The sequence below is a fragment of the bacterium genome (assembly GCA_026129405.1).
Taxonomy (GTDB): Bacteria; Desulfobacterota; Binatia; order DP-6; family DP-6; genus JAHCID01.
Genome location: JAHCID010000003.1, coordinates 437,422 through 448,771 on the forward strand (window position 1 = coordinate 437,422; position 11,350 = coordinate 448,771).

The 11,350-nt window shown below is 73.5% G+C and carries 10 protein-coding genes and 1 tRNA gene; 6 read left to right on the plus strand and 5 right to left on the minus strand.

Translation table 11 applies throughout. From position 1 onward, the window contains the following. Positions 1-73 precede the first annotated feature (73 nt). The 5 genes from KIT14_14605 to KIT14_14625 all read right to left on the minus strand — a co-directional run bounded on the left by KIT14_14605 (position 74) and on the right by KIT14_14625 (position 5,671). Positions 74-1,168, minus strand: coding sequence for a hybrid sensor histidine kinase/response regulator (locus KIT14_14605; GenBank protein ID MCW5891760.1), 1,095 nt, complete (start codon positions 1,166-1,168; stop codon positions 74-76). A gap of 175 nt (positions 1,169-1,343) precedes the next feature. Continuing rightward, positions 1,344-2,729: a sigma-54-dependent Fis family transcriptional regulator gene (locus KIT14_14610; GenBank protein ID MCW5891761.1), complete on the minus strand. Its 1,386-nt coding sequence runs from the start codon at positions 2,727-2,729 to the stop codon at positions 1,344-1,346. 20 nt (positions 2,730-2,749) lie between these two features. Next, positions 2,750-4,126, minus strand: coding sequence for a hypothetical protein (locus KIT14_14615; protein MCW5891762.1), 1,377 nt, complete (start codon positions 4,124-4,126; stop codon positions 2,750-2,752). After that, complete coding sequence (locus KIT14_14620; GenBank protein ID MCW5891763.1) at positions 4,110-5,210, minus strand: hypothetical protein; 1,101 nt, start codon at positions 5,208-5,210, stop codon at positions 4,110-4,112. The genes KIT14_14615 and KIT14_14620 overlap by 17 nt, the downstream gene beginning before the upstream one ends. A gap of 89 nt (positions 5,211-5,299) precedes the next feature. Next, positions 5,300-5,671 (minus strand): hypothetical protein, encoded by a 372-nt coding sequence (locus KIT14_14625; GenBank protein ID MCW5891764.1) that lies wholly within the window; start codon positions 5,669-5,671, stop codon positions 5,300-5,302. 173 nt (positions 5,672-5,844) lie between these two features. Here KIT14_14625 and meaB point away from each other — a divergent pair, with 173 nt between their 5' ends. The 6 genes from meaB (at position 5,845) to KIT14_14655 (ending at position 11,313) form a co-directional block, all read left to right on the plus strand. Next, positions 5,845-6,765 (plus strand): methylmalonyl Co-A mutase-associated GTPase MeaB, encoded by a 921-nt coding sequence (gene meaB, locus KIT14_14630; protein ID MCW5891765.1) that lies wholly within the window; start codon positions 5,845-5,847, stop codon positions 6,763-6,765. Next, positions 6,762-7,478, plus strand: coding sequence for a serine/threonine protein phosphatase (locus tag KIT14_14635; protein ID MCW5891766.1), 717 nt, complete (start codon positions 6,762-6,764; stop codon positions 7,476-7,478). Before meaB ends, KIT14_14635 begins: the two co-directional genes overlap by 4 nt. Positions 7,479-7,533: 55 nt before the next feature. Continuing rightward, positions 7,534-7,607, plus strand: a tRNA-Met gene (locus KIT14_14640). A gap of 249 nt (positions 7,608-7,856) precedes the next feature. Further along, a complete protein-coding gene (locus KIT14_14645; GenBank protein ID MCW5891767.1) occupies positions 7,857-8,156 on the plus strand; it encodes a hypothetical protein in 300 nt (99 codons plus the stop codon). A 1,115-nt stretch (positions 8,157-9,271) separates the two neighbouring features. Continuing rightward, the gene (locus KIT14_14650) at positions 9,272-10,906 is read left to right on the plus strand and encodes a hypothetical protein (protein MCW5891768.1); all 1,635 of its coding nucleotides are present in this window, start codon (positions 9,272-9,274) and stop codon (positions 10,904-10,906) included. 44 nt (positions 10,907-10,950) lie between these two features. Continuing rightward, positions 10,951-11,313, plus strand: coding sequence for a hypothetical protein (locus KIT14_14655; protein MCW5891769.1), 363 nt, complete (start codon positions 10,951-10,953; stop codon positions 11,311-11,313). Positions 11,314-11,350 lie beyond the last annotated feature (37 nt).

Below are 11,350 nucleotides of genomic sequence, written 5' to 3' on the forward strand. Positions count from 1 at the left end.
CGGACGAACGGCAGCTATCGGAGGGGTCCCAACGTGTCAAGGCGCGCGGGGCTCCGGCGACCGCGGGCGACGCTCAGCCGTTCGAGACCAGGCGCGCGGGCGCCTCGGCGCGTGCGACGACGGGCAGCGTGACCGCGCAGGTCGTGCCGTCGCCCGCGCTCGTGATCGCGAGCCGGGCGCCGAGGGCGCGCACCAGACGGCCGACGAGCCGCAGGCCGAAGCCGAGAAGCCGCGGCGGATCCGCCCCCGGACGGCCCGCGACCACGTCGTGCGTCTCCTCGACCAGCGCGGCGTCGATGCCGGGACCGGCGTCGCGCACCTCGAGGACGACCTGATCGGCGAGCGTGCGCGCGGCGAGCAGCACGCGGCCCTGCGCCGAGTGGCGCACGGCGTTGTCCGCGAGCGCGCGCAGCAGACGCGCGAGCTTGTCCTCGTCGCTCTGCACGACGAGGTCGGACGGCACGTCGACGGTGAGCGTGATGCCCTTCGCGCCGGCGGCGGCGGCGATCTCGCCCTGGATGCGCACCAGCACGTTGGCGACGTGGACCGGGCCGGGCGTGATCGGCACCAGCCCGCGGTCGAGCTCGACCATGTAGAAGAGCGTCTCGACGTAGGAGAGGAGGGCGGTCGAGTTGGCCTGGATGCGGTCGAGCGCCAGCCGCTGCTCCTGCGAGAGCGTCCCGTCCTGCTCGTCGCCGAGCATGGTCGAGTAGCCCATGATGACGTTCAGCGGGGTGCGGAACTCGTGCGAGAGCGTCGCCAGGATCTGCTCGGGGGCGGCGCGCAGCCGGCGCAGCGCCGTGCGCTTCGCCAGGGCGGCCTGCACGACGAGCCGCACGTGGTCGCAGTCGAACGGCTTGGCCAGGTAGTCGAAGGCATGGTGGCGGAGGCCGGCGACGGCCGTGTCGAGCGAGCCGTAGCCGGTGATGATGAGGACCTCGATCTCGGGATCGATGGCCTTGATGCGCTCGAGGACGGCGATCCCACCCAGGCCGGGCATGCGCAGGTCGAGCGTGACCAGGTCGATCGGCTCGCGCTGGCAGAGCGCGAGGGCGTCCTCGCCGGTGCAGGCGGTGACGACCTCGTACTCCCGATCCAGGATGGCCCGCAGGGATTCGCGGACTCCCAGCTCGTCGTCGACGATCAGGACGCGCGGTCGCGTGCTCATGGCGGTATCCCACGGAGCGAAAAACATGCCACCGCCGGGGCAGATCCGACCCTCGTACTCTCGGGCCGAGCGCCGGGGCGTTTCGGCCCGGGACCGTCCAGGAATGTGCGACCGTGGGCCGCAATGGCACAGCACGGGGCACACCCCGAGACGGGACGGCCGACCCGCCAGCCATCTATTTGTCCGGCGCGTCGATCCCGAGCTTGTCCATACGGTACTTGAGGATCCGTCGGGTGGTCCCCAACATGTCGGCTGCACGGGTCTGATTGAAATCCGTCTGGTGCAGGGCCTCGACGATGATGTCGCGCTCGAACTCGTCGACTGCGCTGCCGATGGACTTCCGACCCGCAAGCACCTGCTCCTTGATGCTGGTGGGCGTGGCTTCGCTGCGCCGCACCTGCTCCGGCAGGTCGTCGACGCCGATCAGCGGGCCCTCGGACAGCACCAGGACCCGCTCGATGAGGTTCTCCAGCTCGCGCACGTTGCCCGGCCAGTGGTAGCGGAGCAGCGCGTCGACCGCCTCGGGCTTGAACGTCTTCTCGGCGACGCCCATGGCGCGCGCCTTGGCCTCGGCGAAGTGGCGGATCAGCAGCACGAGGTCGTCGCGCCGGTCGCGCAGCGGCGGCAGGCTGACGGTCACGACGTTCAGACGGTAGTAGAGGTCGGGCCGGAAGAGGCCCTCCTTCATCGCCGCGGCGAGGTCGCGGTTGGTCGCCGCGATGATGCGGACGTCGACCTGGATCGGCGTGGTGCCGCCGACGCGCATGAAGATGCCGTGCTCGAGCACGCGCAGGAGCTTCGCCTGGAGCGCCATCGGCATCTCGCCGATCTCGTCGAGGAACAACGTCCCCTGGTCGGCCAGCTCGAACTGGCCTTCCTTCTTCTGGTGCGCGTCGGTGAACGCGCCCCGCTCGTGGCCGAAGAGCTCGCTCTCGAGGAGGTTCTCGGGAATGGCGGCGCAGTTCAGCACCACGTGCGGCTTGCGCGCGCGCGGGCTACCGTGGTGGATCGCCTTCGCGATGAGCTCCTTGCCCGTCCCACTCTCGCCGGTGATGAGCACCGTGCTCTTGAGCGGCGCCACCGTGAGGACGGTGCGGAACACGTCCTGCATGCGCGGCGAGCGGCCGATGATGTTGTCGACCTGGTAGCGGCGGCCGACCTCGGTGCGCAGCTCCTCGACCTCGCGGATCAGCGAGGCGTTCTGGGTCGCGCGGTCGATGATGACCCGCAGCTCCTCGACGTCGAACGGCTTCGTCAGATAGTCGAACGCGCCGAGCTTCATGGCGCCGACCGCCGTCTTCACCGTCTTCGTCGCCGTCAGCATGATGACCGGCAGGTTCGGCCAGCGGCTGCGGACGTCCTCGAGCAGCTCGAGCCCGTCGACGCGCGGCATGACGATGTCGAGCAGCATGACGTCGACGGGGCCGGACGACAGGATCTCCATCGCCTGCTCGGCGCCGTCGGCCGTCAGCGGCTCGTAGGTGTCCTTCAGAACCATGCGCAGCGACTCCCGCACCCCGGGCTCGTCGTCCACGATCAGCACGCGCTTCCGTGTTTCCATCTCCCCCTCGTCCTCCTCCGTCAGGAATCCGGCGCCGCCGGCGGCAGGCGCAGCTCGAGCAACGTGCCGCCCTCGGGCTGCGCGCGTACGCCGAGGCTGCCGCCGTTGCGCTCCACCACCGCCCGCGCGAGCGTGAACGCGAGGGGCAGCATGGTGGGATCGTCGAGCTTCGGACCATGCCCGTTCGCCGCCGTCAGCTCGCGCAGCCGCGTCGCCGCGCCGCTGCCGCGCCCGAAGGCGATCTGGAGCGTGGCCGGCGACGCCAGGTCGAGCCGCAGCGTGTCGCGCGGCGGCACCTCGCGCAGCACGCCGGCGAGCAGGTTGCGCAGGGCGTAGGCGACGTGGGTCGCGTCGGCGCGGCAGGCCACCGGGCCGCCGCGGCGCTCGAGCACGACGCCGCGCGCGTCGAGCGCCGGCTGCACCTCGGCGAGCTGGGCGTCGAGCAGCGGCACCAGCGCGACGGGCTCCGGCGTCGGGACGCCGAGCCGTGCGAAGTCGAGCACGTTCTCGAGCAGACCGTCCATGCGCGCGATGGCCTCGTCGGAGAGCGCCGCGAAGCGCTCGCGCAGCTCGGCGTCGTCGAGCAGGGCCGGCAGGTGGTCGGCGAACGTCTTGATGGTGACGAGCGGATTCTTGATCTCGTGCGCCATCTCGGCGAGCAGGAACTCGAGCCGCGCGACGGTGGCGGTCTCCGCCGGCAGCGCCTCGGCGGCCTCGGCCGGCGGCGGCGGTGCGGGCGCGACGCCGAGATGCGCGGCGGTGATCGCTCCGTCGCCGGCGGCGAGAAGTGCGCGCGCGAGCACGGCGTCGAGCTCGGCGACGTCGCCGGGCCAGGCGTGGGCGGCGAGGCAGGCGAGGGCGTCCTCGGCGAGCGCCGGTGCGGTGCCGCCGCGGCGCACCGCCTTCGCGGCGAGCAGCGCCTGGGCCAGCGCGGGCAGCTCGGCCGCGCGCGCCGCGAGCGGCGGCACGCGCAGCGCGACGACGTCGAGCCAGGGCGCCGGCGCCCGCGCCGCGGCGTCGGCGGTCGCGGCCAGCACCCAGGTGCGGCCGTCGTCGCAGATCGCCTCGAGCACGACGCGATCCGCGGGGGTGAGCGCGTCGAGGTCGACGAGCAGCGTGGCGTCGCGGACGCGCGGCGCGCGCAGGCGGCCGTGGGCGACGAGGAGCGGGCCGCGCCGTCCGCTGGCGGCGTGCAGCGCCCGCGCGAGGCGGAGGCGGCCGCTCGCCGAGGCGACGGCGAGGAGGAGCGGCATCGCGAGGGCGGCGGCGTCACGGGCGCGCCCGGCGGTGGCGGCCGCCGCGGCCGGCAGATGGGGTGTCGCCAGGCAGGCGGCGGCCGCGTCGGCATCGAGCGCCGGGACGCGTGCGAAGCCGCCACGCTCAGCCCGCGTCGGCATGCTCCTCCGCGCCACCCGGGAAGACGAGCGCGAACACGGTGCCGCCGCCGTCGCGCGGCCGCGGCTCGATGCTGCCGCCGTGGTCGCGCACGATGCGCTCGGCGATGAAGAGACCGAGCCCGCTCCCGGATGCCTTGGTCGTGAAGAAGGGGTCGAATATCTGGCGCACCTTCTCGGGGGGGATGCCCGGCCCGCGGTCGGCGACCTCGAGGACGGCGCCCGCCGCGTGCGGCCGCGCCGTGACCTCGACCGCCGTGTGTGCCGGCGCCGCCTGCACGGCGTTGAGCACGACGTTCATCAGCACCTGCTTCACGCGTGCCTCGTCGGCATGCACCGGCGGCAGTGCGCCGGCGACGTCGCACGTCAGATGGACGCCATGCTTGCGCGCCTCGGCGTCGAGCAGGCGCACGGTCTGCGCGGCGAGCGCGGCGAGGTCCGTCGGCTCGAGCTGCGCCGGGCTCGGCCGCGAGAAGGCGAGCAGGTCGTTGATGAGCGCGCAGATGCGCTCGATCTCGGTGAGCGCGAGGTCACGGAAGCCGGTGCGGAACTCCTCGTCGTCCAGCCGCTCGGGGAGCAGCTGGATGAAGGTGCGCACCGAGACGAGCGGATTGCGGATCTCGTGCGCGACGCCGGCGGCGAGCGTGCCGAGCGCCGACAGCGTCTCGGCGCGCGCGAGCAGCTCGCGCGTGTGGTCGAGGTCGCTCTGCGCGCGGCGCTGCGCGACGAACTCCGCCGCCGCGGCGGCGAGCCGCGCGAGCAGCCGGCGGTCGCCGGGCGGCAGCGATCGGCCGCCCCGGCGTGCGGCGAGGAGCCGGCCGACGACGTGCCCGTCGCGCGCGAGCGGCAGTGCCACGCTCCAGGTGCCGCTGCCGAGCCGTTCCTCGGCGAGCATCTTCGCGGACACCCGTCCCAAGGTGGCGATCGGGTCGAGGCGTCCTGCCGGCGTGACCAGCAGCAGCGCCGCACGTTCGAGGTCGAGGGCGCGCGCGAGGACGTTCAACAACGCCGCCGCCCCGTCCACTCCGTTCTGCCGCTCGCGGCCGCCGCGCCGTCGCGCGGACGCCTCGTTCCCCCTCGCAGCCAACCGCCCCGCCTTCCCGCCGGGCCCATCGCCCGTCGGTGTTCAAATTTGCACGTTAAGTAGACGCGCGGGGTGTGGAAGTCAAACCAGGGTCACGCGGACGGATGCGGCGCCGGACCCGCCCGCATCGTGCGAAGGCGGATCTGGAACGCGCCGACCGCGATCGAGAGCAGGCCGAGCGCGGCGAGCGCCTGCCCGACGAGGAAGAGCAGCTGGTAGTAGCCGAGCTTCGTCTGCGCGATCGCGATCTGCTGCTCCGCCTCGCTGGCGCGCGGGAAGAGGGCCGTCGGGTTGCGGTGGGCCGGGGTCGGGCGCGGCGTCGTGCGCAGGACGACGCGATACTCGTCGACCTTGATGCGCCCCGTGACCATGTCGGCGAGACCGACGCCGAACAGGAGCACGCCGATGAGAACGAAGCGGTTGCGCAGCAGCCCGGCGAAGCCGGCGTCGGTGCCTTCGGCCACGGCGGCATCTTCCGGCCGCCCTCCCGGACGGTCAAGGCGGACCCGCGCGCCGCGTCCGGTTGGACGGGCGGAGGGAAGGTGCGAGTATCCGAGCACCCGTGTCGTCACCCGATGCCGCCGTCGCGCTCGTCGACCGCCTGCTCGCTGGAGACCGCGTGGCCCTGGCCCGGCTCATGACCCGGGTGGAGAACCGCGCTCCCGAGCTGGCGCAGGTGATGAGCCGGCTCTACCCGCACACCGGACGGGCCCAGGTGATCGGCATCACCGGCCCGCCCGGCGCAGGCAAGTCGACGCTGGCGGATCGGCTGGTGGCCGGGTTCCGCGCGCAGGGGCGGCGGGTGGGCGTGGTCGCGGTCGATCCGTCGAGCCCGTTCACCGGCGGCGCGGTGCTCGGCGACCGCATCCGCATGCAGGCCCACTTCCTCGATCCGGGCGTCTTCATCCGCAGCCTGTCGACGCGCGGCAGCCACGGCGGCCTGCCGCGAGCGGCGCGCGACGTGACCCGGCTGCTCGACGCGTTCGGCGTCGACGTCGTGCTGGTCGAGACGGTCGGCGTCGGCCAGACGGAGCTGGACGTGATGCGTCTGGCGGATACCATCGTCGTCGTGCTGGTCCCGGAGGCGGGCGACGCCGTGCAGGTGATGAAGGCAGGGCTCCTCGAGATCGCCGACGTCTTCGTCGTCAACAAGGCCGACCGCGACGGCGCGCTGCGCATGCAGTCGGAGCTCGAGCAGATGCTGCACCTGCGGCCGGCGTCGGCGTGGGACGTCCCCGTGCTGACCACGCAGGCCGAGCGCAACCTCGGCGTCGACACCGTGCTGGCGGCGCTCGCCCGCCATCGTTCCGCCCGCGGCGCCGATCCGGCGGCAGCGGAGCGCGCCGCCGTGCGCCGCGCCGGCGACCTCGTCGACGTGCTCGAGGAGGAGCTGCGCCGGCGTCTCGAAGCCGGCCTCGGCGCAGCGACCAACGGACTCGGGCCGCTGGTCGCCGCAGTACGCGACGGCTCGCTCGACCCGTACAGCGCCGCCCTGCGCATCCTCGGCGACACGGACGCGCTCGGCACCCTCGTCGGCACGGGAGGTGACCGGCGGTGAGCGGTCGCCTGTTCGCGATCGGCGACATCCACGGCTGCCTGCGCGAGCTCGAGGCGTTGCTGTCGGGCCTGCCGCTGGTCGCCGGCGACACGGTCTGCTGCGTCGGCGACTACATCGATCGCGGCCGCGACTCGAAGGGCGTCATCGACCTGCTGCTCGCCGCCCGCGAGCGCTCCGACGTCCGCTGGGTGTTCCTGAAGGGCAACCACGAGGACATGTGCCTCGCGTTCCTCGGCCGCCCCGGCCGCTGGGGCGAGTCGTGGATGCAGAACGGCGGCGGCGCCGCGATCCGCAGCTACGGCCTCCCCGACCGCGCCGCGCCCGCCGCGGTGGAAGCCGCGATGCCCGAGTCGCACCTGGCCTTCCTCGCATCGCTCGAGCGCGCGCTCGCCTGGCCCGGCCATCGCCTCGTACACGCCGGCATCCGCCCCGGACTGCCGTGGGAGCAGCAGACCGATCAGGACCTGTTCTGGATCCGCGAGGAGTTCATCGCCCACCCGCACGCGCTCCCGGACACCATCGTGTTCGGGCACACGCCGTCGCGCGACGTCCTCGTCGACCTTCCGTACAAGATCGGCATCGACACCGGCTGCGTGTACGGCGGCGCCCTCACGGCGCTCGAGCTCCCCGACGGTGTGCTGCACCAGGTGCGCGCCGGCGAACGCGCGCTGCGCCGCCGCCCGCTGCCCGAGGGCCGCCACCGCCGCTGGTGATGCCGCGACGCTTGCTTTCACGTCGGGCCGCGGCCATGGTGCGGGGCTCTTTTGGGGCGACGTAGCTCAGTTGGCTAGAGCGAGGGTCTCATAATCCCTAGGTCGGCTGTTCGATCCAGCCCGTCGCCATTCCCACTTCCGCCGCCCATTCGCGCGCCGGTGTCGTCTCCGGCGCTACCCGCTGCGGAGGCCTCCACCGGGTTGGTGCCGGTAGTGGTGCCGGTTGCCCCGTTCGCTTCTTCTCCTCGCCCCCCGCGTCGTCGGCGCGCCCCGAGGGTGTCGACGAGTGCGGTGACGCCGAGGGCGATCGCGAGGAAGTAGATCGGTCGGAACCCGAGCGCGAGGCGACCGACGGAGTCGGTCCCCATCGCGAGCAGGGTGACCGACACGAACACGCCCGCGGCGAACGGCGCGGCCACCCACGCGAAGAACTGCGCGACGTCGGCCGAGCCGAACCCCGTGGCGACCGCGACGGACACCAGCACGGCGAACACGAGCAGCATCGGCGGCGGCCAGAAGAGCACGCCCCAGAAGACCGCGTGCCACGCGACGACGGCGCGGAACCATGCGCTCTCGCGCGCCGGCTTCCAGAGAACCGCCTGCCGAAAGGCCCGCGGAACGGCGCGCGCGATGGAGACGGCGAACGCGAGTGGCGCCGCCCGCAGCACCTCACGCTGAACGTCGAGCCACGCTCGCGGGCCGAACTCGAGCGTCAGCCGATCGAGCGCGCCATAGGGATCCGCGTGCTGCGCCTTCAACGCCGCTATGCGGCGCCGCTGCGGCGAGTCCGGAATCCGCGTCCACAGATCGAACTCGTAGATGCGCCCGAAGCTGTGGCGGGGGAGAAAGACTGCCACCGGCTCCATCGATCCGGCGGAGCACGCCCACGAGACGAGCGACGCGGCCGCGAGGAGGAGGACCGTCGGAGCTGCGCTTGCGGCGCAGGCGCGCCAGCTCCGCCGCCGCATCCCCTCCAGGGCCGCGAAGAGCGGCACGGCGAACAGGTAGAAGGGCCGCGTGAGCACGAGACAGGCGAGCGCCCATCCTGCGCGCCGCCACCCGTCGTCGATCAGCCGGAGCCACAGCGCCAGGAGCACGAGGAACATCGCGAGCGACTCGGACATGATCCAGACGGACATGTTCTGGATGTCGGCGTCGGCGACGAAGAGGACCGCCGCGACGGTTGCCGCGAGCCGTGACGCCGTGAGGCGATAGGCGATGTCGTAGAGCAGCGCCGTACTCGCGCCGGCGAGCAGAACGACCTGGGCCGCGACCGTGACGCCGTACGATCCGAGGTGGCAGTGCCGTCCGACGTACTCGCACACCGCGATGAGCAGCGGATATCCGAGCGTTCGCTCGGAGGTGGGGACCGTACCCCACGTGAGCGCGCGTGCGTAGGCGAGATAGGACTCGCTGTCGCCGGACATCGACGGCCCCGCCGCGACCGCGTAGAGCCCCCAGCAGGCGAGACCGCCGAGCGCGACCGTCAGGACGCGGGGGAGTGCCGCACGACGGCTTTCTCGCAGCATCACCGACCAAGCGACGTACGGGCTGGCTTCCATGCCGACCAGCGATCCACATAGCCGAGTCGTCGTCACCGGCCAAGGCGGCAGTCGGAGGTCGCTCGACGGTGAGACGCATCGAACAGCCGCGCCGCGCGCGCAGAGCCTCGATCCGGCACGGCCCCGTGCGGAGTCCCGAGCCGCCGCGCGAGGTGGGCCGCCCCCGTCCCACGCCGTTGGCGCGGCGGCGGCAGTCCGGTACTCGGGGGCGCACATGGGACGGAGCGAGACGTGTCCCCGTGCGGGACGCGCGCCACGCGGTTCGAGGCCGGCGCGCTGGGTGAACTGCTCGCCGTGACCGGGAACGACACGGCGCCCGTTCGCGGGCTCGAGCCGCTGCTGCTCGCCGTCTTCCTCGGCGCCCTCGGGTTCCATCTCTGGGCGGTGCTCGGCCGCCTCGGGGCGCCGCTGCTCGAAGCCCACGCGTTCCGTCAGACGCAGACGGCGATCACGGTCTACTGGCTGCTCCGGGGCGGCCCGTGGCTCGACTACGAGACGCCCGTCCTCGGTCCGCCGTGGGCGATCCCGTTCGAGCTGCCGCTCTACCAATGGACGGTGGCGATGGTCGTGCGGGCGACCGGCCTGGCGCTCGACCCCGCGGGACGGATCGTCTCGGAGGCGTTCTTCCTCGCGACGCTCCTCCCATGCTGGCTGACGTTGCACGAGCTCGGGGTGACGCGGGCGCTGCGCTGGCCGTTCCTGGCGCTCCTCGTGGTGAGCCCGCTCTACGTCTTCTGGTCGCGCACCTTCATGATCGAGTCGACCGCGCTCTGCCTCGGGTGGGCATTCGCCGCAGCGGCGCTCGCGCACGCGAAGCGCCCGTCCGCCGGCCGCGCCGGCCTTGCGATCGCGTTCGGCGCGCTGGCCGCCGGAGCGAAGATCACGACGTTCCTCGGCTTCGAAGCGCTCGTCGCCGGCGTCCTGCTCCACCGCGCGTGGCGCCACCGCTGGAGGGGCGGACGGCTGGTGGCGGGGGCCGCCGTGCTCGGCCTGCCGCTGCTCGTCGGCGCAGCCTGGGTGTGGCACACGGACCAGGTGAGGGCGGAGAACCCGCTCGCGGCGGGGTTCATCACCTCCGACGCCATGCACGCCTGGACCTTCGGGACGTGGGAGCAGCGGCTCTCCGCCGACACCTGGCGCAGCTTCTACACGGTGAAGGCGCGCGACGTTCTCGGCGTCCCGCTGATCGTGCTCGCAGCCCTCGTCGGCGTGGGGCTCGCCCGACGCCGCATCGGCCTCTTCGTCGCCGCGGTGCTGCTCTTCCTGCTGCCGCTGGTGCTGTTCGTGAACCTGCACCTCGTCCACGACTACTACACGTACGCGAACGGCTGCTTTCTCGTCGCCGCCGTCGGCGTCGCCGTGCTCGCGCTGCTCGAGGCGGGCGGATGGCGGCGATGGGGCGGCGTCGTGCTGCTCCTCGCCGCCGTCCTCGCAGGCGGTGGCGGCTATCTTCGCGACCGGCGGCCGACGCAGCTCCGCGCCGTGCCGGACCTCGGCCGCTCGGAGCTTGCACGGGCGGTACGGGCGTCGACGCACCCGAGCGACGTCCTCGTCGTCTACGGTGAGGACTGGTCGTCGGTGCTGCCGTACTACCTCGAGCGGCGCGCCGTCATGGACCGCGGTGCGCGCGATCCGGCGGCGCCGCCCGAGCTCGCCGGCGCCCTCGATCCGCTCGGCCCGCCGATGCAGGCGGCGCTGCGGCGCGTGGGGATGGATCGCGTCGCGGCGCTGCTCGCATGCAAGGGGACGCGGCAGCAGGACGCCCTCCTGCGCCGGCTGCTCGCGGCGCTGGAGCTCGAGGGCGCGCGCCGCGTGCCCACCCGGCGCTGCGACGTCTACTTCCGCAGCCGCTCGGAGCCGGGCTGAGGCGTCGGGTTGCCTCGCCGGCCGGCGCGCCGTACCGTCGTGTCGTGTCGCGCTCCCGCCGCCGTGCGCTGCTCCTCACCGTGCTGCTCGCGGTCGGGTTGCGCGCCGGCCACGCGGCCCCCGCGCTCGCGGCGGCGCAGGTCCGTGCGGTCGCCTGCTGCGCGGCCCACGAGAAGGCGGCGCCGCCCGTGCGCGAGGCGGAGCGCTGCTGCCAGATCGCGTCGGACGCCGGCGACCCCACGCTGCCGGGCGCCGGGCACGCGCTGCCGCCGCCGCTCCTCTCGGGCGCGGTGACGCTCCCCGTCGGCGTACCCGCCCTGGCCCTGGCGCTCGTGCCGCTCGCCCGCACCGGCGATCGCGCGACCGGGCCGCCGCGCTACCTGCGTCTCCTCACGCTGCTGCGTTGAGCGGGCGTCCTCGCCCGTTCACCCGGCGCTCCGCTGC

Coding starts and splice junctions, on each gene's coding strand:
- KIT14_14605 (MCW5891760.1), bottom strand. CDS start 1,168: ATGAGCACGCGACCGCGCGTCCTGATCGTCGACGACGAGCTGGGAGTC.
- KIT14_14610 (MCW5891761.1), bottom strand. CDS start 2,729: ATGGAAACACGGAAGCGCGTGCTGATCGTGGACGACGAGCCCGGGGTG.
- meaB (MCW5891765.1), top strand. CDS start 5,845: ATGACCCGGGTGGAGAACCGCGCTCCCGAGCTGGCGCAGGTGATGAGC.
- KIT14_14615 (MCW5891762.1), bottom strand. CDS start 4,126: ATGCCGACGCGGGCTGAGCGTGGCGGCTTCGCACGCGTCCCGGCGCTC.